Here is a 24,124-nt window from a genome sequence, read left to right on the forward strand (position 1 = left end):
CCAGTCCATGTACGTCCCCTTCTGGCTGTTCGACGCACATGTGAACGTCGATGCAAATTTCAATGCGGAGCTCACGAACACCCGCGAAACAACGAATGAGACCGTCACCGAAATATCCCACTACCGCTGCGAGCGCAGCGGCGAGATGACGTTCCACGGGATCCCCGTCGATGCCAGCAAGCGCATGGACGACTCCTTCATGGACAGCATCGAGCCATTTGACTACAAGGATCTCGTTCCCTTCTCCGCCGCATATTTCACAGGACACCTCGCGGACAAGTACGATGTCGATGTGAAGGAGTCCCTGCCGCGTGCCGACAGCCGTCTCGCAGAGAGCGCCTCCTGGGTGCTCGCCACCAGCGTCAAGAACTACACCAACGTCACCCCCGAGGGCGCGCCGCTGATCCATAAGGAAGAGGGAAATGTTCGCTATGCGATGCTGCCCGTCTGGATCCTTACCACGAATTACAAGGGAAAGCCGTACACATTCATGATGAACGGACAGACCGGCAAAGTCGTCAGCTCCTCACTGCCGCGGGACGAGTTCAAGGAACGCTATTACCCCCTCGTGCCCGCTGTCCTCGTCTTTCTCATCACCTGCTGGATCGGGTGGCTGATCTTGGACTGGTAGGAGGTACGGCACATGATGAACGAAATGAAACACGGACGTAGTGCACTTCTCGCGCTGCTCCTCCTCTGCCTCAGCCTCCTCGCCCTCACCCTGCCGCAAAAGGCAATGGCAGCGCCGGAGGTACCGGGACTCAGAGAGTCCTGCGTCATCGACGAGATCCACATCCTCACGAATGCAGAGATGATGCGGCTCGACGCGAAACTCAAGAAGATTGAGGACGCACACCACATCCGCATCCTCGCGGCAACGGTCAAGGACTGGAAGGACAAGCCGCTCGAACCGCTCGCGCGGCAGATGATCGCCAGCGATCTTGCCGCTGGCGGCGAGAACGGTGCCATTCTCCTCCTCCTCGCACCGGAGAACAGGAACTACTACCTCATCACCGATGGAAAGATGCGCACACGCATCTCTGATGAGGGACTCGAACACCTCACGGAGAAATTCCTGCCTGCCCTCAAAGAAATCCGATATGCAGACGCATGCAATGCATACGCTGCGACCGTCGATGAGATCCTAACCTACTACGAGCGGGAGCAGCGCCCCTTCACCAGAGCGGGCGTCCTCAGCGCAGTCGCTGCCGCCGTGGCGCGCGGAGGCGCGGATGCCGCCCCCATCGGAGCGGTGCGCGTCATGGACGAGGCGGATCTCCTCACCGATGCAGAGGAGCAGGCACTCGATGCCAGCATCGCCGCGTTTGAAAAAGCACACGGCGTACGCATCCTCGTCGGCAACGTCAAGGACACGCACGGGCAAGTCCTCGGCAAGATCGCAAACGCGGCCGTCGATCGGATCATGGATGGCGGTGCGAACGGCACGATCGTCTTCCTCCTCGCGCCGAAAGACCGTGATTTCTACGTCTCCACCGACAACAAGATGCGCCAGCGCATCACCGATGAATACGGCATCGAGTACCTCGCAGACAGCTTCGTCCCCGATCTCAAGGACAACGAATACGGCAAGGCATACACCGCATTTGCCGCCACCGTGGACGAGATGCTGACCTACTACGAGAAGGAGGGCAAACCGTACATCCCTCTCGATCCATGGGCGATCGTCGGGATTCTCGGCACGGCTCTTCTCCTCGCAGCGCTCGTCCACGGTTCGATTTCCTCCTACCTTGAGGAGGGGATGGATACCACCGAGCACGCCTCCGAGGCGGATGACTACCTCTCATACACGAGCGTCCGCATCACACACAGCAAGGACACCCATATCCGCACCTCAGAATCCCGGCGGGCGAAATATGAGCCAAAACCCTCGTCCTCCGGTTCCCACATCACCTCTTCCAGCAGTGACAGCGATCACGGCGGTGGCGGTGGGAAATATTAGGAAAGTCCCAGCCTCCCCCGTCGGTACGGGGGAGGGGGACCGCGTAAGCGGTGGAAGGGGCGCTTGCAGCGATACCGCTGACATAAGGGCAAGGGTCGCCTTGAGCGTCTAGAAAAACTCTCACAAAGGAGCGATCATCATGAAAACACGATTCCTCAGTCTTCTCTGCACTGCCCTCTTTGCCGCAGGCATCCTCCTCAGTGCGGCGACAGCATCTGCCCACGGTATGACCTATTGGGAGGCGACACTTGTTCTGGATGATACGGCTACGGGCGGACAGAATCAACTGGAACCGCGCAAATCCACACTCGGCGATGCCCGCAGGGCAGTCGTCCGCGCAGGACTTGCGGATGACTACCAGGAGAAAGACTCCTCAGGCGACGGCATGCGCTTCGTCACCTTTACCTTCAACGGTGCCGAGCCCTTCGTCTTCCGCGCCGTCACAGGAGCGAAGGACACGCGCGATGCGGGCGACCTCACCATAACGAGCTATGATGTCATGGGGCAGAGCGTCCGCACCCTCAGCGGACTCCGTGTCGGAAAGAGCTACGAGGACATCGAGGAGATGTACGGCGAACCCTCCTTCTCCGAGACAAACGAGGACGGGCTCACCGCCTGCACCTACGCATTTGACGACAAAGCCGCTACGCTCACCTTCGACATCGACGGCGCAGGGATCATTCAGGCAATCCACTTCCGCAGCGAGATCTGAGTATTTGTGCACACAAAAAACCACCCGTAAAGGGTGGTTTTTCTATGTGGAAGAACATATCTGATTTTCTCCACAGGATTCACGGGAGATAGCGTACTCGTCCATCAGGAAGCCTGAAATAATGCGGCTGCGGCTCAGACAGCGTCCGTGGACGAAGACGCTTGTATAGAGAGCGTCCCATCCATTTGGTCAACATATAAAAAGCGGCAAGGATGCATAGGATCATCCCAGACCAAAGACAAAACACGATCAAAACGGCGACCAAATACAGAAAAGCAGCCATGTTCGTCTCCTCCAATCTGACAATGCCCGATTCCTTAAGGAATCAAGGACGTTCGTCACGCCAGCAAAGCACTCCGCCCCTGTGTTCCTCCCGCATCATATCCATCGTTCACCCACACTCCCCTCCTAACGTTTTCGCCTTCATCTATGCTCATTCCAGCAAAACATCCATCGCCGCAGGTCGCCCAGCGGGCGACATTTTCTTTATCGGTATAGTAAAAAGTCTCACGTCACAGCACATCCATCCCCATCTCGTACAGGATTCCGTTCACCGTGTCGATATCGTAGCCCTCCATGATGCAGAACTCCATGACGAGATCGAATTTGCTTGCCGGCGAGATGCTGTACCCCGCGCTCGCGAGGAGATCCCGTGCCTCGTCGATGTTCAGCCTGAGTGCAAAGATAAATGCATAGATGACCTTCGCGGACGGTGCCTGTCCGTTACGAATCTTGGAGAAATACTTGCGATCAACGCCCGCGCGCTTGTACGCCTCCGCATCGGTCATACCGCGCTCGCTGATGAGGCGCAGGAGGCGTTCGGAGAAAGTTTCTTTCGGCTTGTCGAGTTTGCTCTTGAGGCGCGAGAGAATGCCGTCCAGACCAACATGCAGACAGGGAGGCTGGACGCCTAATGCGCGGGGCTCTTCATGTACGCCGGGGCTGCGCGCAATGCCGTGCCGCTCGCGCACCTCCTCAAAGGGGCGCGGCGCAGGATGCTGCATCTTGCACTGTGCTTCCTCAATCACGTCACCGACATCGAGCAGGTGCTCGGCGATATAGCGGCGAATCTTTGCAAGAAGCTCTGCAGATGGCGTTTTGTGCAGCGGTATCATGGACATGCCCCTCTCAGTTTCTTTTCATAAAATTTTAACACAGGGGTTTTGTCCCTGCAAGAGATTTGTTTTCATTGATTTACCACAGATACAACCGTCCTTGTTGATATTTGCGATATCGCAGCAAGCGCCCCCACCGGCTCACTTCGTTCGCCACCTCCCCCGCTGCAGCAGGGGAAGCTTTTCGTTCTCGTTCAGCGGCGACCTCTCTTCTTCTTTGCGAGGTGCTTACCGATCTTCTCCGACCATCCGGTCGGCACTTCGCCCACCGCAGAAAATGCGCAGGTCATCTCCGCAAGCGACGCGAAGTTCTCGCGCACCCCCGCCGCGTCACAGGCAAACTCGACAGCATTCTCGGCGTGAATGCCAAGTCCGCCTGCGACCTGCACTGCGTCGATGTTCGCCCCCAAGAAGACGAACTCCCAACCCGCCTCCTTTTCCTGTTTCTTCACCATCGCACGCACCTGATCCGCCGTATAGCACGTGCTTGCGTTCTCCATGCCATCGGTGGTGATGATGAACATGGTGCGTGCGGGACGATCCTCGGGGCGGGCGTACTTGTGCACGTTTTTGATGTGGTGGATCGCGCCGCCCATCGCATCGAGCAGAGCCGTTGAGCCGCGCGTGTAGTACTCCTTGTCCGTGAGCGTTGGCACCTCTGCGATCCGCACGCGGTCATGAATGACCGCGTCCTCATGGTCAAAGAGCACCGTCGAGACGAGCACATCCCCCCCGTTCCCTTTGTGCCGCGCGATCATGCCGTTGAATCCGCCGATGGTGTCGCTCTCCAGCCCCTCCATCGACCCGCTCCGATCCAAGATGAATACGAGTTCCGTCTGTCCGTTCGTCTTTGCCTCTGCCATGATGATCTCCTCCTCTATACTGTGTGACCTCTTCTATGGTGTCGAGTATAGCAGGGAAGCGAGGACGGGTGGTCGCATGACAGGCGACATTTTGAAAAAGGACACTTTTCTTCTATAATAGAATAACAGCAGGAGGGATTCCAATGATCTACACAGCACACTACAATTCCCCGCTCGGCGGGATCACGCTTACGAGTGACGGCATGGCACTCACGGGGCTGTACTTCGATGGGGAGAGAGATTTCCCTGATCTTTCGCCAGGGCGCAAAAAAGACCTCCCCCTGTTCGGAGATGTCATGCGGTGGCTCGATCTGTATTTCGACGGCAAGGAGCCAGACTTCAGCCCTGCGCTCAATCCCACAGGCACGGCGTTTCAGATGTCGGTATGGGCGATCCTGCGGACAATCCCATACGGGGAGACGACGAACTATGGGGCGATCGCGAAACGTCTTGAGAAAAAGACAGGAAAACGTATGTCGGCGCAGGCGGTCGGCGGCGCGGTCGGGCGCAATCCGATCTCGATCATCGTCCCCTGCCATAGGGTGATCGGCGCAAACGGCAGCCTCACGGGCTATGCGGGCGGACTGGACAAAAAGGAGTATTTGCTAGAACTCGAAGGAGCAATCGACTAAATCCCCCACACAAGAAAGGGGGTGTTGCATGAAGCCAAAAACTTCGTGCAACACCCCTTATCCATTATGTCAGCGATATCGTTACAAGCGCCCCTTCCACCGCTTACGCGGTCCCCCTCCCCCGTGTCTCACGGGGGAGGCTAGGATTATGGTATCTTAGCTTCCCCCGTCACAACGGGGGAAGTGGCGAGCACAGCGAGCCGATAGGGGCGTTCGTGCAACACCCCCTTTTCGTTTACAATATACGAAGTGCTGTTTTTACTTCTTCGCTTCGTTCGGCGTGTGCGCTTCGTTCGCCGCCGTGGTCTGCTGCGCAATGGCCTCACAGACGCAGCCGCCCGCAGGTGTGACAGTGCGGCGCTTGCGTGCCTTGTGCTCTGCGTAGCGGCGCTTGCCCTCCTCGAACGCGGCACGCGCCTCCTCGGTATCGAGCGTGAGCGGCGGCACGGACTTCGGACGTGCATTGCGGTCGAGTGCAACCATGGTAAAGTACGCCGAGAGCGCGAGCTGCGGATCGCCGCCGTCGTCCAGATCCTCGACGATGACGTTGACCGCAACCTCCATCGAGCTGTGCCCGACGTAGACGATGTCTGCCGTTACAACGACGAGATCGCCGATGCGGATCGGCAGATGGAACTCCAGCTCATCCACGCGCGCCGTGACCACGTTCGAACGCGCATAGCGCCGCGCCGCCGCATACGCCGCCGAGTCCATCAGCTTCATAATCTCGCCGCCGTGCACATTCCCGTTCGGGTTCGTCTGACTCGGCATCATGACCTCACTGATGACAATGCGGCTGCCCTTCATCTTACATTCCTTCATATGTATCCTCCATCAAAATTTCTGTCACAGTTTCGGCGTTTACTTTACCACTGCTCTCTGAAAATAATCCGTTGCATTTGCTACGCTCCTTGACATTCATGTACATTTCGGTGATATAATTCGCTCAGGGAAATGATCTTGCAAAGGGGGATTTCTATGTATTTGGAAACGATCACATCGCCCGCCGACATCAAGGGCTATACGGCGGAGCAGCGCAGAGTGCTCGCACAGGAAATGCGCGACGCACTCCTAAAGCGTGCAAGCATTCACGGCGGGCATTTCGGTCCGGACTTCGGCATCATTGAGGCGGTCATTGCACTGCACACGGTCTTTGACTCGCCGACGGACAAGATCATCTATGACGTATCGCACCAGTGCTACCCGCACAAGATGCTGACGGGACGCGTGGAGGCGTACATCAACGAGGCGCAGTACGACGAGGTGTCGGGCTATACGAATCCGGAGGAAAGCCCGCACGACTTCTTCAACATCGGCCACACGTCGACCTCGATCAGTCTCGCCTCGGGTCTTGCAAAGGCGCGGGATCTCGCGGGGCGCAGGGAGAACATCATCGCCCTGATCGGCGACGGCTCCATGTCGGGCGGCGAGGCACTTGAGGGGCTGAACGTCGTCGGTGAGATGGAGACGAACTTCATCATTGTATTCAACGACAACGGGCATTCCATCGCAGAGAACCACGGCGGGATGTACCGCACGTTCAAGGAGCTGCGCGAGACAAACGGCGCAGCGGAGGACAACCTCTTCCGCGCGATGGGACTCGACTACCGCTATGTGGCGGACGGCAACGACTGCGAGGCACTGATTGCGGCGTTCTCTGCGGTCAAGAACAGTACAAAGCCCGTCGTTGTGCATATCGTCACGCAGAAGGGCAAGGGCTACCAGTTTGCCGAGGAGGATCCCGAGACCTGGCACTATCGTATGCCATTCGACATGGAAACGGGCGCGCTGAAACATCCATACACGGATCCATATCAGGAGGCGACAAAGGCCTTCCTCAAGGAACAGACGCGGACAAATCCGAACATCGTCTTTCTCGCGGCGGGTACGATGGGCGCCATCGGACTCTCCCCCAAGGATCGCACGGAACTCGGCAGTCAGTACGTCGACGTGGGCATCGCCGAGGAGCACGCGGTCGCGATGGCATCGGGACTCGCACGCGGCGGCGCGCGCCCGATCTTCGGCACGTACAGCACATTCTTCCAGCGCGTCTACGATCAGATGGCGCAGGATGTCGCTGTCAACAACAGCCCCGCCGTCTTTCTCTCCGTCGGCGCGTCCATCTACTATATGAACGATGTGACGCACCTCGGCTTCTTCGACATCCCGATCTTCGCGAACATTCCGAACCTCGTATTCCTCGCACCCGCAAGCCTCCCGGAGTATGAGGCCGTGCTGCGCTGGTCGGTGGAGCAGACGCGCCATCCCGTCATGATCCGCATGCCGGTCGGCGGCTATGAGGAAAGCCCCTATCCCGTGCGCACAGACTACAGTGCGCTGAACAAATATCAGGTCGTGCAGGAGGGCGCAGATGTCGCCCTCATCGGTGCGGGCAACTTTGCCGCGCTTGCGGGCGCTGCCGCCGCACAGCTTGAGGCAGAGGGGATCAAGGCGACCGTCGTGAGTCCGATCTTTCTCTCGGGTCTCGACACCGCCCTCCTTGACCGCCTCAAGGAAAAGCACCGCCTCATCCTCACGCTCGAGGACGGCATCCTCGACGGCGGCTTCGGGCAGAAGGTCGCGGCATTCTACGGCATGGACGCAGCCGTCCGCGTGCGCTGCTACGGACTCTCGAAGGAGTTCCACGACCGCTACGACGCCGCCGAGCTTGCGCGCGAGCACCACCTCACCGCCGACCAGATCGCCGCGGATACGCTGGCGACACTGCGGTGATACGCGCTGAATGAATTGCGCCCCACATCGAATAATACCTGTACAACGCCTCGGAGATATGTTCCGAGGCGTTTTGCTTTCTGTTCTGTCTGGAAAATAACTAAAATTTATCCGATCGTGCTATTTTCTCAGAATTTATGCTATAATGAGAACGGTTCATTCACAAATGTCAACCTAGGAGGGCATCCGCCTTGTATCTTGAACATATCAGCAGCCCTGCGGACATCAAGGGCTATACTGCCGAGCAGCGACGCCTCCTCGCAGAGGAGATGCGTACGGCACTCATCCACCGCACAAGCCTCATTGGCGGGCACATCGGACCGAATCTCGGCATCATCGAAGCGACCATCGCACTCCACACGGTGTTTGATTCACCGCGCGATAAGATCGTCTTCGACGTGTCCCACCAGTGTTACCCCCACAAGATGCTTACAGGACGCGCCGGTGCATACGTCAACGAGGCAGAATACGGCGACGTCTCCGGCTTCACAAACACGGACGAGAGCACACACGATATCTTCAACATAGGGCATACCTCGACCGCCATCAGTCTCGCCTCTGGACTTGCAAAAGCACGCGATCTCGCCGGCGGTACGGAGAACATTGTTGCGCTCGTCGGCGACGGCTCGATGTCGGGCGGTGAGGCACTCGAGGGTCTGAACGTCGTCGGTGAGTTGGGCACGAACTTCATCATCGTATTCAATGACAACGACCAATCCATCTCTGAGAACCACGGCGGAATGTACCGTAAGTTCAAAGAGCTGCGTGAGACAAACGGCACTGCACCGGACAACCTTTTTCGCGCAATGGGGCTGGACTATCGCTATGTGAAGGACGGCAACGACGTCGAGGAGCTCATTCGCGTGTTCCGCGCAGTCAAGGACACGCCGCACCCCATTGTCATCCATATTCATACGCAAAAGGGCAAGGGGCTGACCTTCGCCGAGGCGGATCCCGAGGGCTGGCACCGTCATGCACCCTTTCATCTTGAAAACGGCATCGCCAAGAAGCCTGCCAAGCCCGACCCATACGCTGCAGCAACCGTGGATTTCGTTCTGGAAACGGCGAAAAAGCACCCGAATTTTATTTACCTGTCGGCAGGCATCGTCGGCGGCATCAACCTCAGCCCCGCCGACCGCGCACAGCTCGGCAGCCAATATCTTGACGTAGGCATCGCCGAGGAGCACGCCGTCGCTATGGCATCCGGACTCGCGCGCGGCGGCGCACGCCCGATCTTCGGCACATACAGCAGCTTCTTTCAGCGCACATACGACCAAATGGCGCAGGATGTTGCGATCAACCGCAGCCCCGCCGTCTTTCTCGCGACAGGCACATCGCTCTACCGTTCGACCGATGTGACGCACCTCGGCTTCTATGACATCTCCATCTTCTCCAACATCCCGAACCTCGTCTATCTCGCGCCGACGAGCGTCGCCGAGCACATCGCCGTCCTGCGCTGGGCGGTCGAGCAGCGCGAGCACCCTGTCATGATCCGCATGCCGTACACGGGCTACGATGAAAGCCCCTACCCGGTGCGTGCGGACTACGGCACGCTGAACAAATCCATCGTGGTGACCGAGGGCGCGGATGTCGCGCTCATCGGCGTCGGCAACTTCGCCGCGCTCGCGTCCGCAGCGGCAGAGGAACTCGCGCGCGAAGGGCTGCATGCGACCGTCATCAATCCGCTCTATCTCTCGGGGCTTGATGCGGAGCTGCTCGATTCGCTTCGTGCAAAGCACCGCCTCATCCTCACCGTCGAGGACGGCATCCTCGACGGCGGGTTTGGTCAGAAGGTCGCCGCGTTCTACGGAGCACAGGACAGTGTACGCGTGAAGAACTACGGTCTGCCGAAGAAGTTCTTCAACCGTTACACCCCCGCCGCCCTTGCGCGTGAGTATCACCTCACCGCCGAGCAGATCGCAGCGGATGTGCTGCGTGAGATGCGGTAAAAAAACCGCTTGCATTTTCCCCGTGTGCGCGTTATAATGTCCCTTGTCAGTCACGGGGACGTAGCTCAGCTGGGAGAGCACCAGGTTCGCAATCTGGGGGTCGAGAGTTCAATCCTCTTCGTCTCCACCATTTTTGACCATATACGGAGGAATCCATTCGGATATCCTCCTTTTTTTGATATGGAGGTGCGTGATGTTCCACAAAATGCGCCGCAAGGTACAGCAGCTTTCACCAGAGGAGACGGAGGCTGTGCTTCTGCGCGGAACGGCAGGCGTACTCGCCCTCACGGGTGACAAGGCATTCCCATACGCCGTGCCCATCAGCTACGTCTATGACGGCGAGCACATCTACTTCCACAGTGCGCTCGAGGGGCATAAGATCGACGCCATCCAGCGGAATCCGAACGCATCCTTCGCCGTGATCGATCAGGATGAGGTCATCCCCGAGAAATACACGACTGCATACCGCAGCGTTATTGTCTTCGGCAGCATCCGCATCATCGAGGACGAGGAGGAAAAGCGTATTGCCGTCCGCAAGCTCTCCCTCAAATACGCGCCCGACAATACTGAGCAGCAGCACAACGAGATGATCGACCGTACATGGGAGCGGTTCTGTATGCTCGAGATGAGCATCGCCCACATGACGGGCAAAGAGGGACGTGTCCTCACAGAGAAAAGATAATACAACGACAAAAACGGTCACGCATATTGCGTGACCGTTTTTTGACGGAGCAACAACATCTATCCCTCGATGTTCAACACGATGAGCTTCTCCTCGGTGAGTTCACGGATGGCATAGGCAGGTCCCTCGCGGCCGATGCCGCTGTCCTTGACGCCGCCGTAGGGCATATTGTCCATGCGGAAGGTTGCGCCGTCACCGATGATGACGCCGCCGACCTCGAGGTGCTCAGCGCAGTAGTTCGCGACAGCGAGGGAGTGCGTGAAGACGCCTGCCTGCAGTCCGTAGCGCGTATCGTTGACCGCTGCAACAGCCTCCTCTATCGTATCATAGGGGATGATGCTGACGACAGGCGCAAAGGTCTCCTCGGAGACAATCTTCATCGCTGGGGTAACGTCCGTCAGCACAGTCGGCTCATAGAACGCACCCCGTCGATTGCCGCCCGTGAGCACGCGCGCCCCCTCATCCTCCGCCTCATCTACCCACTCCTCGATGCGCTGGGCCTCTCGCTCGGAGATCATGGGGCCGATCTGTGTGTGCACATCCATGAGATCGCCGCTCTGGAAATTCTGTGCCGCCTCAACTGCCGCAGTACAGAACTCCTCGTAGATGCTGCGCGATACATAGACACGCTGGCAGGAGATGCAGACCTGCCCCGCATTCACGAACGCATGGCGTGCGCAGTGTTCGGCAACCCACGTGATATCATCCACATCCTCATGCACGATATTCGCGGAGTTCGATCCAAGTTCGAGCGAGATACGGCGAAAACCCACCGCCTCATGAAGCGCCTTGCCGACGGGCACACTGCCCGTGAACGAGAACATCCGAATACGGTCATCTGCTGTGAGGATACCCCCGATCGACTCTCCTGCCCCATATATGAGATTGAGGCAGCCCGCAGGAAGCCCCGCCTCTTGAAACACGTCGCACAGGAGTGAAGCCGTAAGCGGGGTCGCCGATGCGGGCTTATAGACGACGGTATTGCCGGCCGCAAGCGCCGGGCCGATCTTGTGTGCCGCAAGGTTCACGGGGAAGTTGAACGGCGTAATCGCGCAGACGACGCCAAGCGGACGGCGGATCGTGAACGCCATGCGGCCTCCGCACCCCGGTGCACCCGCAATCGGTACGGTGTCACCGCGCAGACGCTTCGCCTCCTCCGCCGAGAGGATGAAAGTCTGATAGGCGCGGTCGATCTCGCCGCGTGCGTCGCGGATCGGCTTGCCCGCCTCCGCTGAGAGTGTCGCCGCGAACTCCTCACGGCGCTCATGCATGAGGTTTGCCGCGCGCATGAGGATCTCGTAACGCTCGTAGGGACTGAGCCGTGCCTCATGAAAGGCTCGCTCCGCTGCATCCACTGCCGCACGCACTTGCTTTTCGCCTGCCGCGGCAATCTCGGCGATCTGCTCCCCCGTCGCCTTGTTGTGGACGGGAAGCGTGTCCTCCCCCGCGACGCGTCTGCCGTCGATGAACATTTTGATGGTCTTCATTTCATCGGTCTCCCTCCGAAAACGGTTCATATTGGCTGTCTTTTTATTTTCATTATAGGGACACTTCTTCCAAAAATCAAGAAATCACAGGCGCCGGATTTTTACGGATATATAACGCTATCCTTACGCCCTCCTCCATTCGATCTGCTACACTATCATTCGTCGATAATAATTAAGGAATCGCTGATCCCTTAGAGAACAACGGAGGAACCATGATGAAGAAAACTCTGCGCGCCGCGGCGCTTACCGCGGCAATGACAGCAATGCTCTCCGGCGCGGCACTTGCCATGCCGACCGTCACAGACGGACAGGAGACCAGCGAGGGCGCAGTCCTCACCTATCCCATCGTCCAAACCGACGCACCTGACGCACAGCAGCGCATCAACACCGTGATCGAGGACGATGTAAAGGCATTCATGCAGGAAATCGATATGGCACGCATGGGCAGCAAAAAGGCCTCTGCCCAGATGAGGTACAAGATCACAAACAGCAGCGGCGACCTGCTCAGCCTGAAAACGGAGCAGGTCATCTCCGAAGAGGGCGCAGCACCTCCGATGTCCTACACGCGCGGCTATCTCTTCCGCCTGTCCGACGGCAAGGCTCTCACCCTCGACGACGTGCAGCAGATGTCGGATCGAAAGGATCGTGCCGGTCGCTATACGCTGGACGCGCTGAACCGCCGCCTCACGGAGCCGAAGAACGGCGCTCCCGAAGGATATAAGGCGCTTGAAACGGCGCCCAAGGACATCTACATGGATGCCGACGGCCACATCCACGTACTCATTCAGCGCTATGAGGCCGCCTCCTATGCGGCGGGCGTCCTCGACATCGACCTCGACGCATAACACTTCCCAAACCTCCCATTTCCCGTCTGTACCCGCGCGGTGCAGGCGGATTTTATTTTGCGAAAGATTTTCATTGACAGCGACTATAAAATGCCGTATTCTCAACATGAATATCATTCGCTTTTAAGAACGTTTCAATGTACTCTCAGAAAGGAGCCTGCGTTGCCTATCCGCCAACTACTCTCCTCGCCCTTCGCGCTCACCATATTTCTCGTCCTCGCAGCTGTCTGTGCAATATCGGCAGGCAGTGTCTCCGTGCCGCTCGCCGATACGCTCGCCATCATCACGGCAAAGCTCGCGGGGCGCATCCCCGCCGTTGATCCTGCGCTCACGGACATTATATGGTCGCTGCGTGTGCCGCGCGTCCTGCTCGCAATGACGGCAGGGGCAGGACTGGCGCTTGCGGGTGTCGTCATGCAGGCGAGTGTGCAGAATCCGCTTGCGGAGCCGTTCATCCTCGGCATTGCCTCGGGCGCATCCGTCGGCGCAACACTCGCGATCCTCATTGGGACGGCGGCAATCCCCTTTGGTGTGCCGGGCGCGGCCTTCCTCGGGGCAATCCTTGCGACGCTCGCCGTCCTCATGCTCGCGGGGATTCATCGGCGCGTCTCGACCGTGAAGCTCGTGCTCGCGGGTGCGGCGATCAGCGCACTCTGCGTCGCAGCGACCAATTTTATCGTCTATATGGCGGCGGACGCGGAGGGGATGCAATCGGCGGCGTTCTGGACGATGGGCAGCCTTGCTGATGCGAAGTGGCACAGCCTCTTCCTCCCCGTCCTCATCGTCACCGCGCTCACCATCTATTTTCTCTCCCAGCTGCGCACACTCGATGTGCTCCTACTCGGCGAGGAGCTGGCCGTGACGCTCGGCATTGATGCGAGTGCAAAACGACGTCTCTACATGGGGCTCCTCGCACTCCTCACGGGTGTCCTCGTCGCAACTTGCGGCATCATCGGCTTTGTCGGACTGGTCGTCCCGCATCTCGTGCGTGCGTTTACGGGTGCGTCCCATCGTCGGCTGCTGCCCGCCGCACTCCTCGTCGGCGCAATGTTCCTCGTTGCCTCCGATCTGCTCGCACGCACCCTCCTGCCGGCGGGCGATCTGCCCATCGGCATCATCACCGCACTCATCGGCGCACCGCTCTTCATGAAGCTGCTCTTCGGCAGCAGCGGAAACTTCGGAGGCGGACGATGAAAAATATTCACATCGAAGGTCTGAAATTCTGCATCGGTGCAAAGGAGATCCTGCACGGCATCACCGCCGATCTCCCCGCTGATCGCTTCGTCGCACTCCTTGGACCAAACGGCTGCGGCAAGTCCACCCTGCTGAAGCACCTCTACCGCGTCCACCGCGTACAGACGGGAAAGATTACGATGGATGGCACACCGATTGCGGACATCCCGCTGCGCGCGGCGGCACAGGAGATCGGTGTCATGGGGCAGTTCCACGCCGTCGACTTTGATTTCAGCGTGGAGGAGATCGCCCTCATGGGACGCGCTCCGTACAAGGAGAGCTTCGAGGAGGACACGGAGGAGGATCGCGCACTCGTCTCTGCGGCGCTTGCGCGCGTCGGCATGACGGACGCGGCCGAGCGCTCCTTCAATGAACTCTCGGGCGGCGAGCAGCAACGCGTCATGCTCGCGCGCTGTCTCGTGCAGGAGCCGCAGCTGCTCATCCTCGATGAGCCGACAAACCATCTCGACATCAAGTATCAGCTGCATATACTTGAGCTGGTCAAAAGCCTCGGTATCGGCGTGATTGCCGCGCTCCACGACCTCAACCTCGCGGCGATGTACGCCGACCTCCTCGTCGTCATGAAGGCGGGGCGCATCGAACGGATCGGCACGCCGAGGGACATCATCACAGAGGAAATGCTCGCACACATCTACGGCGTGCGTGCAAACGTTACCTACGATGCGGCGGGGCTGCCGCTTGTCGACTACCGCACGGAGCAGATGCCATGAATGCGACGCAGACAAAGGGAAGGACACTCCGCCGCATCACTAATATGCTGCGCCTCCTCCCCCTGCTCGCCTTCAGCGCCCTCATCCTATCGCTCGCGGCGACCGATGGGCGCGGCTCGTACGCGAGGGACACGGTGTCGGACGGCATTGCATACACAACATCGGACAGTGAGGGACGTCCTGCTGCGTTCACACTCGCCCATACACCGGAGCGCGTGCTCGTCTCCTACCCGGGGGCGACGGAGCTGCTCATCGACCTTGGCCTTTCGGATCGCATCATCGGAACGATTGCACCCTACGGTGCAGAGCCGCCCGCCTACGCAGACGCATACGCGGCACTTCCGATTCTTGCCGCGCCCTACGTCCCGAGCCGTGAGGAGGTTGTGGCGCTCCGCCCCGATCTCATCATCGGGTGGTCGCATCATTTTACGCCCGAGGCGCTTGGCGATGTCTATTCCTATTTCGACCGCAGCATCGGTGCGTACATTGTCCCCGCCACCGTGCGCAAGGGACACCCGAGCCTAGAGGAAACGGTCTATCCGTTTATCGCAGATATGGGTCATATCTGCGGTGTGGAGGAGCGTGCGGCGGCGTATACCGCAGGGCTGAAGGAGCGCGTCGCCGTTGTGGAGGCACGGACAGCGGCGCGCGGACAGCGCTATACTGCGATGATCTTACAGGCGCACGGCAGCAGTCTCTACAGCATGTACGGCCCTGCCTACATCATCGACGACATCGCACGCAAGGCGGGGGCGGACAACATCGTCGACCGCCAGATGCGCGCCGTCGGTCCCGAGCGCGTCCTTGGCTTTGCGCCCGAGGTCATCATCTATGTGAATCCGGAGGATTGCACGGAGGAGGAGGCACGCGCGGAGCTGCGCGGCGATCCAAATCTCCAAAATATGAAAGCCGTACGGGAAAATCGCATCATCATCGTGAATTTTTCCGATGTCAACAACGGGAATGGGCGCTGTATCACGGCGCTTGAAGATATAGCCGCAGGGCTGGATGCCCTCAGGGATGAATTAGAAGGGATGAAAAGATGAAAAAATCAATACTCAGCGGACTGATTGCGGGCGCACTCACCGTTGGCATGGGCTGTGCAGCAGCACCGGCAAGTGCGGAGGAGGCAGCAGGTGAAGCGATGCAGTCCTACACACTGGACGATATCGTCGTCACGGCGAGCCGCAGCGAGACGGCAATCAGCGACGTGCCGGCGGATGTCACGCTGATCTCGGAGGAGCAGATCGAGCGCGGCAACTACAAGAGTGTCTCCGATGCCCTCAAGGGTGCAAACATCAACATCGTGCAGAAGGGCTTTGCCGCCTACCCGGTCATCAACGGCGACACACGCGTCCTCGTCATGGTGGACGGCAAAAAGGTCAACTGGGATCACCTCATGGTCAGCGGCGATGATAACGCAATCAACGTTGATCAGGTTGCCATCGGCGAGGTGGAACGGATCGAGATCGTGCGCGGGCCAAACTCCTCGCTGTACGGCGAACGCGCCGTCTCGGGTGTGGTTAACATCATCACGAAGCGTCCGGCGGCGGGGAAACCGAGCGGCTCCGTCAACATACAGCTCGGCTCGTGGGGTGAGAAACGTGCGGGGATAAACGTCAGCGGCGGCGATGAAAAGAATATGATCCGTATCGGCGCAGCACATGAGCGCCGCAAGGATTTCCAGTATAAAAATGCCGAAGGAAACAAACGCACCTTCGGAAACAGTGATATTGAGCATACAGACTATAACATCGCCTATGACCGTATCATGGGCAACGACCGCCTGACCGTGGACTACAGCCGCCATGAAGCAGACGACGGCTATGGCATTTTCCTCGGCGACCCGAAAGAAGGCATCCCTTATTACAAATCCCGTCTACGTACGACGGACAGTGTATACGGCATAAGCTATATGTTCGGCGCGAAAAAGGACGGCGAGGGCACGTTCCTGCGCTACTATCACAGCACATCGAATGCCGACGGTCCTTTTGATTCCTCGTTCGGACCGTCCCCCTACACCCACAACCTCCGCCGCGATACCTTCGAGGGACAAAAACTCTGGATGCTCGGCAATAAAAATATGCTCGTCGCGGGAGTCCTCTGGGCGCGTGACAAGATGCACGAGGAGAACAGCGGAACGCTTGATGTGTCCGCCACAACCAAGGCACTCTTCCTCGAAGACGACTGGCAGCTCGGACACGGCTACGCGTTCAAACTCGGCTCGCGCTTAGAGCATCACAACGAATACGGCTCCGATGTCGCGTCGCACATCAGCCTGAACAAGAAGTTTGACCGCAAAACGCACGCCTACATCTCGTGGGGACAGGCAGTCAACAACCCGACGCTCAAGATGCTCCATGCCAATACAGCGTTCATGCTTGGCAACCCGAATCTCAAGCAGGAGAAGTCCCACACCTTCACCATCGGTGCTGACAGTCAGATCACGCGCAAGTGGAATGTGTCCGCTAGCCTCTACCGCAGCAAGGTGAAAAACGCGCTGAACTGGGTATGGAGCGGACGCACAAGCTATTACAACACGGAGCGTGAGGATCGGCGTGGGATGGAACTGAGCACACGCTATCGGGCGAGCGATATGTGGACGATTCGCGCCGCATACAGCTATGCACACGTCGAATCTACCGACCGCTATAAAGGCTACCTCTCCACAAATACCCGCCCGAACGGCTACAATCTCGGACTCTCCTACACGCAGGGGAAATGGGACGCCGATCTCGACCTCAACTATGTAACGGGACGCAGCAAAGAGCGCTTTACAGATTCCCGCTATCTGACGCTCGACCTCGGCGTGAACTATCACATCTCGCCGGAGTTCAAGGTCTATCTGAAGGCACTGAACCTCACGGATGAGAGCTATGAGACCATCGGCTATACGACGCTTGGTGCATATGCCGCGCCGAGCCGTCACTTCATCCTTGGCGGAACGTACAATTTCTGATTTCCCCATCGCACGCAAAAGGGGCTGTTGCACGAACGCCCCTATCGGCTCGCTGCACTCGCCACTTCCCCCGCTCTGACGGGGGAAGCTAAGATTCGATAATTCTAGCCTCCCCCGTGCGTCACGGGGGAGGGGGACCGCGTAGCGGTGGAAGGGGCGCTTGTAGCGATACCGCTGCCATAGACAAGGGCTGTTGCACGAAGTTTTCTAGCTTCCTGCAACAGCCCCTTTATACTTTATTATAACGAATCTATGTGCTATAATGAACCCATCGACTGGTGAATGTCGGTTTACTCCCTTTGTGGGGGTGATGTGCGTAACGCTTTTTGAAAAGCTCTCGCTTCTGATTGCAGCGGCAACGCTCGTGGTCAACATTACGGAATCACTGATAAATTCAGCACTGCCATCTTGGCGCATCTTTTCCGCCCTGTCTGTGTCGACAAATCCTCCACATAGCCTTTGCTATGCGTCCGGTTTGTCTTCTTGACAGGACAAAAAATCTGCACCAATCTAACAGACTTCATTTTATCAGTGATTCCTTATATTTCTGATTAAATAACAGAAAAAAGAACCGTACGCGCGGTTCACGTCGGCTCCTCTTTCAAGAACATAAAATTCTGCGGAGAGACCGGCGGATCCAATCACCAGTCGTCCTTTTGTATTCTCATTATATCCACCCCCCACAAAATGTCAAGCAAGGAGGTACACGATGGACAAGATCGCGAGACTCAAAGAAATCCTAGCAGGAAGCCGCCGCGCAGTGTTCTTCGGCGGGGCGGGCATGTCGACGGAGTCGGGCATTCCAGACTTTCGCAGCGCGGGCGGGATCTACAGCGAGACGCTGCATCAGGAGTTCGCACCTGAGCAGATGGCATCGCACAGCTTCCTCATGGCGCATCCGGAGGAGTTTTTCGATTTCTACCGACGACGCTTTGTCTACCTTGCAGCGGAGCCGAATCCCGGGCACTACGCGCTTGCGGAGCTGGAGCGGCGCGGCATTCTCGCGGCGATCGTAACACAGAACATCGATGGACTCCATCAGGCGGCAGGCTCACAGACCGTCTACGAGCTGCACGGCTCGATTCGCCGTGCGCACTGCATGGACTGCGGGACGCATTACGAACTCGACTACATCCTCCACCACCGCCCCATCCCTCACTGCAGCTGCGGCGGCATCGTCCGCCCCGATGTTGTGCTCTATGAGGAAAGTCTCGACAATGACACCATCGCCGGCGCAGTCGCGGCAATCCGCGCGGCGGACACGCTCATCATCGGCGGCACGTCACTCATCGTCTACCCTGCGGCGGGGCTCATCAACTACTTCCGCGGGGCACATCTCGTCCTCATTAACAAGAGTGAGACGAGTGCAGACCGCCATGCCGAGCTCGTCATCCGCGAGCCGATCGGCGACGTGCTGCACGCGGCGCTGCCGGATGAATAAAGGCTTCATTTGGGGCGCCCCTATCGGCTCGCAAGCTCGCCACTTCCCCCGCTTCGGCGGGGGAAGCTAATATGCCGTAACCTCAGCCTCCCCCGTTCACAACGGGGGAGGGGGACCGCGTAAGCGGTGGAAGGGGCGCTCCGAGAGCAGCCCTCCTTTTGTTTTTCAACGCACCTTCCCCCGCCGCACACTCTGCAAGAGGATCCCGCCCATGATGAGGAAGAGCGCGAGGAGCGCGGCGCGCGACATCTCCTCCCCGAGCATGACGGCAGAGACGACGAGCGAGAGGAGTGGCACAAAGTAGGCGAGGTTCGCCACCATTGCTGCGTTCTGCGCCTCCTGCAGCGCCATCGCCCACCAGAGATAACCCACGGCGTTGACAAAGATGCCGAACCAGAGCATCCCGCCCCACTGCGACCACGAGAGCGGAACCCACGTCTCTGTCATGAGCATCACCGGCAGGGCGCAGAGCGCGGTCACGCCCCACTCGACCGTCATCAGCACCGTCGGATCCGCATTCCGCTTCCGGTTCAGCACGCAGAACAGCCCGTAGCAGACTGCCGCCAGCACGCAGGCGAGCGCGCCGAGGACGGCATTTCCATCCGCACGCCCCTCTTTGCCGAGCGTCAGCACCAGTACACCCGAGAACGAGAGAAGCAGCGCGGCGGCAGTACGCAGGGTGATCTGTTCCCCGAGAAGCAGTGCCGCAAAGAGGACGATCATCATCGGCCAGAGATAGTTGAGAATGCACGCCTCCTGCGAAGTCAACTGCGTCAGCCCATAGAAATAGAGTCCCGAGTAGACAAAGAGCCCGACAAATCCCAGCCCCGCCATCGCGAGGTAGCTGCGTCCGTCATACGCGCGGAATACCTGTAGCCCCCCGCGTACGCCCTGCTGGACAAGCAGGAAGATCGATGCGATGAGGCTACTCAGAAAAAGCGCCTCAAATGTCGGAATCACGGTGAGAATACTCTTTGCTACCGCCGCGAGCGTTGACCAGATCACTACCGCACTGATGGCGTAAAAATAGACGCGCCCCTGTCCCTTCATCGCAAAGCTCCTCTCATATGATAAAAAGGCTTCCGATCTCTCGGAAGCCTTTTGTTTCAAATGGAGCTGATTATAGGACTTGAACCTACGACCTGCTCATTACGAATGAGCTGCTCTACCAACTGAGCTAAATCAGCATACCGCCTCACAGGCGATAGTGGAATTATCCCCGAGGGCCGTGTTCCTGTCAACCCCGCCGAGAAAAATTTTTAATCAACGTCTGTCTCATCTCTCTTTTACCGTCCTTTAATCACATTTTGGAACAATACAAATGGGAGTGAATATCATGGTAAAACAAATCCTGCGCATGATCCTATGTGCGCTGATTCTTATAGGGGCGGCCAATGTTGCCGTCGCCTCCCCCGAGATCATCGAAGCAGACGGGGTCTATATGATGGGCGACAACGATACGCCGAAGAGTGCCCGCGATGCAGCACGAAGCGAGGCAATGCGCTCCGCAACGGAGCAGGCGGGCGTCTACATCGAGAGCTACAGCGAGACGCAGGACTACACCCTGACTCATGACGAGATTCGCACAGTCGCCGCCGCTGTTCTGCGCGTCCTGCATGAGGATGTGACCCCTGAGCTTGTCGGCGATGCCTGGCGCTACCGTGTCCACCTCGTCTGCTCTGTGGACACCGAGGGGATCGATCTAAAGGCGCTCGCTGAAAACAAGGCAGAGCTCAGGCGCCTCACGCAGGAGCGCGACGCCCTGCAGCGTGAGAACGACAACCTGCGCAGCCGCCCCGCAATGCCGCACGGCGCAATTCTCATCCCGCCCGTGCCCGTCTATGGAGAGGCGTCGCGCTCCCGTGCTCCCACGCCCATCGAAACCATATTTGCGGACGTGGAGGCAATGATCCTGCGCGGCGAGAACGAACACGCCATTGCCGACATCTCCCTTCTCCTGGAGGATCCGAGCATCACGGGCGACGCGCGTGCCTATGCCTATGTCCTGCGAGGCCGTGCCTACTATGAACGACACGCAAACGCCCTCGCACAGGCAGATTTTACAGCGGCAGAGCGCACACCTCATACGAACAGCTCCTACCCCATCTGGCGTCTCTACCAGTACAGAGGCATGATTTCCTACGATGCAGGGCGCTATGAGGATGCAGTAAACGACCTTGTGAGCGCGTGGGACGCCTCGGACAAGACAGACAATGACCTCTGGATGACCCTGCGCCGCGCTGAACGACGTGCGGAACAAGAACGCCGTCACCGTGAGCGTGGGGACGGCGGTGCACGCAGCTGGGGTGTTGTCGTCGTTCCATAACCAATGCGCACAGGTATATTGACTCAATTGTTATAGGACAATCGTCTTATTTTTGACACAAGTGTTTTATTTCGTTATACTTATGAGTGTTATGAGCGTTAGACGAGCCTCCACACGTATCTCGTCTGTTTCATTGACACGTACGCTGCGTGTCCTGTTTCAAAGGAGGATTTTTTATGTTTCATCCCATGCGTCGTACACTCTCCATCCTCGCCGTCGGCGGACTCCTGTGCGCCCCCGCTGTACTCCTCACGGGCTGTTTCGGCAGCGATAAGGGCGACACCCCCGCCGCCGGCGTGAGTGCACTGCTCGCCGGCAACACGACCGAGGACAAGATCGATGCGATCTCGCCCTACCTCGACGCGACGAACGACTACAATCGCTTCATTGTCACGTTCGACTATGCCATCACCCCCTCACTCGAGGAGATGCGCAGCGGCGAGCGTATGACCAACGTCACCCTCCCGCACTTCACCGATCTGAAGAAGAATCTCGAAGAAGCGCGTGCGAATCCGCAGACTGCGGGCGTCTACCCGGACATCGACGCAGAAGCGGACGCCGTGCTTGCGATCCTCAAGGATCTCGCCCCGCTCGCGGACAAGATGGAGAGCTACTACTCCTCCAAGGGCTACATGGCAGACAACTATGCCGCCGCCGCGCAGATGACCGCGCAGTATCTCCCGCTCTACGACGCATTCGAGCCTGCGTATGACAAGTTCGACGCCGCTGTCACGACACATTTCAAGGAAGTGCAGCTTGCCCGCCTCGAAGATATGCGCAAGGAGGGACGTGTGAATGCCGCCGCCTTCCTCGAACTGAACATGAAGGTGCGCGAGCTTGCCGATATGCTCGACAACGAGAACATCGACAAGGCTGCCGCCGAGGCGAAAATCACGGAGATCAACGAACTCACAGCAAAAATCCCCGATGTACCCGCGCTCGGCTCCTACAAGTCGAGCCTCAACCGCTTCATCGGTACGTTCCGCGGCTATGTCGCAGGTCAGGAAGACGGCAACGAGGTTGTGGAGGACTTCAACGACTTCGTGCGTTCCTCGCAGAACCTCGATCTTGCTGAGCTGGATAACAAGAAGAAATAATTCCCCAGACGACGGTGCCGCGGCAATATGCTGCGGCACTTTTTACATATCATCCAATTTCTCCTATATACGTTTGCCCGTTTTTATGGTATGATAAATATGCAGAAAACAAGCGCGTTTCTTTATACAAAAGAAAGGAGCTTCTATTCGTATGAAAAAAATTTTTATCGCACTCTGCCTCTGTATGGCGATGGCGCAGAGCGCATTCGCTCAGACCGTTATCGTCGACGGCGTTGGCATTGACCGGGACTCTGCCATGCGTGATGCGGCACGCACCGCAGTAGAGCAGATCGCCGGCATGTATATCAACTCCAACACAGTCGTCAAGAACACCTCCGTGGAGCTGGACGAGATCCTCTCCCACGCACAGGGCTACGTTCAGAACATCCAGGTCATCAGCGAGTCAAATGTAAACGGCGAGTACCGCATCCGCGCGAACGTCGATGTGAACACCGATCCGAACTCCGCGTTTATGAAGCGCATGGATGCAGTCATGCGCCTGAACGATCCGCGCATCGGTGTCGTCATCCTCACGGATGATTCGGACATTGATCACGACTTCTACGCACTCCCCGGCCATGATACGATCCTCGAGACCGCACTGAACGAGCGTCTCCTCACCGTCGGCTTCAAGCACGTTGTCGACGTGAACCTCCTCTCGCAGCTCCAGGACTCGGCCGTTCTCAATGCCATCTATCGTGGTGACTCCCGCCTCCCATACGGCGGCAGCAATGCCGATCGGCCGATAGACTACCTCGTCATCGGGCGCAGTCATGCGGAAGGCTATGACATCAAGATCCCCAACAACCAAGGCGGCTATATCACGACACCGATGGCATCGGCACGCACCCAGCTTGATCTGAAGATCATCTCCTTCGGCACGAGCACGATCATCGGTACCTACTCCGTCGAGGGTCAGGGCGTCGAGAACAGCCCCAACCTCGCGCGCCGCAAGTCGCGCCAGGCAGCAGCGGTCAAGGCCGCCGAGAAGCTCGAGCAGCAATTCCTGAAGGCGGCTGCAAGCGCATTCTCCGGCATCCAGCTCACCGTCCGTGCGAATAACTTCTCCCTCGTCGAGCAGCTCGTAAAGGAGCTGAAAGAACTGCGCGGCGTACAGGATGTCTACGTGCGCGGCACGAACGCGGGCAAGACGACCATCGACATTGCCTCCGCGCAGCAGCCATTCACTATTCTCCAGATGCTCCAACGAAATACCAGCCTCTCCATCTTCGTAGAGAGCACCAGCGGCAGTGAGATCAATATCGCACTGCGCTGATACACCACTCACTATAGATCACACAAGAACTGCCGAACGGCGTATTTCGTTCGGCAGTTCTTTTATTTTTTCCTAAAAAATTT

Annotated in this window: 21 protein-coding genes, 2 tRNA genes and 1 pseudogene; 17 read left to right on the plus strand and 7 right to left on the minus strand. The window is 58.2% G+C overall.

Going from position 1 to position 24,124, the window contains the following annotated elements; all coding sequences use genetic code 11:
- From HMPREF1992_RS11225 to HMPREF1992_RS07595, 3 genes and pseudogenes are all read left to right on the plus strand, one after another.
- Positions 1–631, plus strand: a pseudogene (locus HMPREF1992_RS11225) (hypothetical protein); the annotation flags it as partial.
- A gap of 12 nt (positions 632–643) precedes the next feature.
- On the plus strand, positions 644–1,960 hold the full coding sequence (locus tag HMPREF1992_RS11340; RefSeq protein ID WP_021685300.1) for a YgcG family protein: 1,317 nt from the start codon (positions 644–646) through the stop codon (positions 1,958–1,960).
- Positions 1,961–2,099: 139 nt separating this feature from the next.
- On the plus strand, positions 2,100–2,672 hold the full coding sequence (locus HMPREF1992_RS07595) for a hypothetical protein (RefSeq protein WP_021685301.1): 573 nt from the start codon (positions 2,100–2,102) through the stop codon (positions 2,670–2,672).
- Positions 2,673–3,184: 512 nt separating this feature from the next.
- Here HMPREF1992_RS07595 and HMPREF1992_RS07605 read toward each other — a convergent pair.
- Both HMPREF1992_RS07605 and HMPREF1992_RS07610 read right to left on the minus strand, forming a co-directional pair.
- Positions 3,185–3,793, minus strand: coding sequence for a transcriptional regulator (locus tag HMPREF1992_RS07605; protein ID WP_021685303.1), 609 nt, complete (start codon positions 3,791–3,793; stop codon positions 3,185–3,187).
- Positions 3,794–3,981: 188 nt separating this feature from the next.
- A complete protein-coding gene (locus tag HMPREF1992_RS07610; protein ID WP_021685304.1) occupies positions 3,982–4,650 on the minus strand; it encodes a VWA domain-containing protein in 669 nt (222 codons plus the stop codon).
- 143 nt (positions 4,651–4,793) lie between these two features.
- On the opposite strand from HMPREF1992_RS07610, the gene HMPREF1992_RS07615 reads away from it, so the two are divergent.
- Positions 4,794–5,282: a methylated-DNA--[protein]-cysteine S-methyltransferase gene (locus HMPREF1992_RS07615; protein WP_021685306.1), complete on the plus strand. Its 489-nt coding sequence runs from the start codon at positions 4,794–4,796 to the stop codon at positions 5,280–5,282.
- A 258-nt stretch (positions 5,283–5,540) separates the two neighbouring features.
- Here HMPREF1992_RS07615 and HMPREF1992_RS07620 read toward each other — a convergent pair whose 3' ends face one another.
- A complete protein-coding gene (locus HMPREF1992_RS07620; RefSeq protein ID WP_021685307.1) occupies positions 5,541–6,104 on the minus strand; it encodes an acyl-CoA thioesterase in 564 nt (187 codons plus the stop codon).
- Positions 6,105–6,260: 156 nt separating this feature from the next.
- Between HMPREF1992_RS07620 and HMPREF1992_RS07625 the strand changes: the two genes are divergently transcribed.
- The 4 genes from HMPREF1992_RS07625 (at position 6,261) to HMPREF1992_RS07640 (ending at position 10,646) form a co-directional block, all read left to right on the plus strand.
- Positions 6,261–8,015, plus strand: coding sequence for a 1-deoxy-D-xylulose-5-phosphate synthase (locus HMPREF1992_RS07625; protein ID WP_037359046.1), 1,755 nt, complete (start codon positions 6,261–6,263; stop codon positions 8,013–8,015).
- A gap of 191 nt (positions 8,016–8,206) precedes the next feature.
- Positions 8,207–9,964 (plus strand): 1-deoxy-D-xylulose-5-phosphate synthase, encoded by a 1,758-nt coding sequence (locus HMPREF1992_RS07630; protein WP_021685309.1) that lies wholly within the window; start codon positions 8,207–8,209, stop codon positions 9,962–9,964.
- Between the two features lie 54 nt (positions 9,965–10,018).
- A tRNA-Ala gene (locus HMPREF1992_RS07635) sits at positions 10,019–10,094 on the plus strand.
- A 63-nt stretch (positions 10,095–10,157) separates the two neighbouring features.
- A complete protein-coding gene (locus HMPREF1992_RS07640; RefSeq protein ID WP_021685310.1) occupies positions 10,158–10,646 on the plus strand; it encodes a pyridoxamine 5'-phosphate oxidase family protein in 489 nt (162 codons plus the stop codon).
- A gap of 59 nt (positions 10,647–10,705) precedes the next feature.
- Here HMPREF1992_RS07640 and HMPREF1992_RS07645 read toward each other — a convergent pair whose 3' ends face one another.
- Positions 10,706–12,133: an aldehyde dehydrogenase family protein gene (locus HMPREF1992_RS07645; RefSeq protein WP_037359050.1), complete on the minus strand. Its 1,428-nt coding sequence runs from the start codon at positions 12,131–12,133 to the stop codon at positions 10,706–10,708.
- 212 nt (positions 12,134–12,345) lie between these two features.
- Here HMPREF1992_RS07645 and HMPREF1992_RS07650 point away from each other — a divergent pair, with 212 nt between their 5' ends.
- From HMPREF1992_RS07650 to HMPREF1992_RS07670, 5 genes are all read left to right on the plus strand, one after another.
- On the plus strand, positions 12,346–12,978 hold the full coding sequence (locus tag HMPREF1992_RS07650) for a hypothetical protein (protein ID WP_021685312.1): 633 nt from the start codon (positions 12,346–12,348) through the stop codon (positions 12,976–12,978).
- 162 nt (positions 12,979–13,140) lie between these two features.
- Positions 13,141–14,172 (plus strand): iron ABC transporter permease, encoded by a 1,032-nt coding sequence (locus tag HMPREF1992_RS07655; RefSeq protein WP_196801395.1) that lies wholly within the window; start codon positions 13,141–13,143, stop codon positions 14,170–14,172.
- On the plus strand, positions 14,169–14,942 hold the full coding sequence (locus tag HMPREF1992_RS07660) for an ABC transporter ATP-binding protein (protein ID WP_021685314.1): 774 nt from the start codon (positions 14,169–14,171) through the stop codon (positions 14,940–14,942). The genes HMPREF1992_RS07655 and HMPREF1992_RS07660 overlap by 4 nt, the downstream gene beginning before the upstream one ends.
- A complete protein-coding gene (locus HMPREF1992_RS07665) occupies positions 14,939–15,988 on the plus strand; it encodes an ABC transporter substrate-binding protein (protein WP_021685315.1) in 1,050 nt (349 codons plus the stop codon). The genes HMPREF1992_RS07660 and HMPREF1992_RS07665 overlap by 4 nt, the downstream gene beginning before the upstream one ends.
- Positions 15,985–17,901: a TonB-dependent siderophore receptor gene (locus HMPREF1992_RS07670; protein WP_021685316.1), complete on the plus strand. Its 1,917-nt coding sequence runs from the start codon at positions 15,985–15,987 to the stop codon at positions 17,899–17,901. Before HMPREF1992_RS07665 ends, HMPREF1992_RS07670 begins: the two co-directional genes overlap by 4 nt.
- A 374-nt stretch (positions 17,902–18,275) precedes the next feature.
- On the opposite strand, the gene HMPREF1992_RS11820 is transcribed toward HMPREF1992_RS07670, so the two are convergent.
- Positions 18,276–18,425, minus strand: a complete 150-nt coding sequence (locus tag HMPREF1992_RS11820; protein WP_071782456.1) for a secretion protein HlyD — start codon at positions 18,423–18,425, stop codon at positions 18,276–18,278.
- A gap of 185 nt (positions 18,426–18,610) precedes the next feature.
- On the opposite strand from HMPREF1992_RS11820, the gene HMPREF1992_RS07675 reads away from it, so the two are divergent.
- Positions 18,611–19,342 carry an NAD-dependent protein deacylase gene (locus HMPREF1992_RS07675; RefSeq protein WP_021685318.1) on the plus strand — a complete coding sequence of 244 codons (732 nt, stop codon included), beginning with the start codon at positions 18,611–18,613 and terminating at the stop codon, positions 19,340–19,342.
- 165 nt (positions 19,343–19,507) lie between these two features.
- Here the strand turns inward: HMPREF1992_RS07675 and HMPREF1992_RS07680 are convergent, their stop codons facing one another.
- Together HMPREF1992_RS07680 and HMPREF1992_RS07685 are read right to left on the minus strand one after the other, a co-directional pair.
- Positions 19,508–20,392, minus strand: a complete 885-nt coding sequence (locus tag HMPREF1992_RS07680) for a DMT family transporter (protein ID WP_021685319.1) — start codon at positions 20,390–20,392, stop codon at positions 19,508–19,510.
- Positions 20,393–20,453: 61 nt separating this feature from the next.
- A tRNA-Thr gene (locus HMPREF1992_RS07685) sits at positions 20,454–20,529 on the minus strand.
- A gap of 149 nt (positions 20,530–20,678) precedes the next feature.
- Here HMPREF1992_RS07685 and HMPREF1992_RS07690 point away from each other — a divergent pair.
- The 3 genes from HMPREF1992_RS07690 to HMPREF1992_RS07700 all read left to right on the plus strand — a co-directional run bounded on the left by HMPREF1992_RS07690 (position 20,679) and on the right by HMPREF1992_RS07700 (position 24,041).
- The gene (locus HMPREF1992_RS07690; RefSeq protein WP_037359053.1) at positions 20,679–21,668 is read left to right on the plus strand and encodes a hypothetical protein; all 990 of its coding nucleotides are present in this window, start codon (positions 20,679–20,681) and stop codon (positions 21,666–21,668) included.
- A gap of 176 nt (positions 21,669–21,844) precedes the next feature.
- The gene (locus HMPREF1992_RS07695; RefSeq protein ID WP_037359056.1) at positions 21,845–22,765 is read left to right on the plus strand and encodes a DUF3829 domain-containing protein; all 921 of its coding nucleotides are present in this window, start codon (positions 21,845–21,847) and stop codon (positions 22,763–22,765) included.
- A 151-nt stretch (positions 22,766–22,916) separates the two neighbouring features.
- A complete protein-coding gene (locus HMPREF1992_RS07700; RefSeq protein ID WP_021685323.1) occupies positions 22,917–24,041 on the plus strand; it encodes a hypothetical protein in 1,125 nt (374 codons plus the stop codon).
- Positions 24,042–24,124: the final 83 nt, after the last annotated feature.

Source organism: Selenomonas sp. oral taxon 892 str. F0426, from assembly GCF_000468035.1.
GTDB lineage: Bacteria > Bacillota > Negativicutes > Selenomonadales > Selenomonadaceae > Centipeda.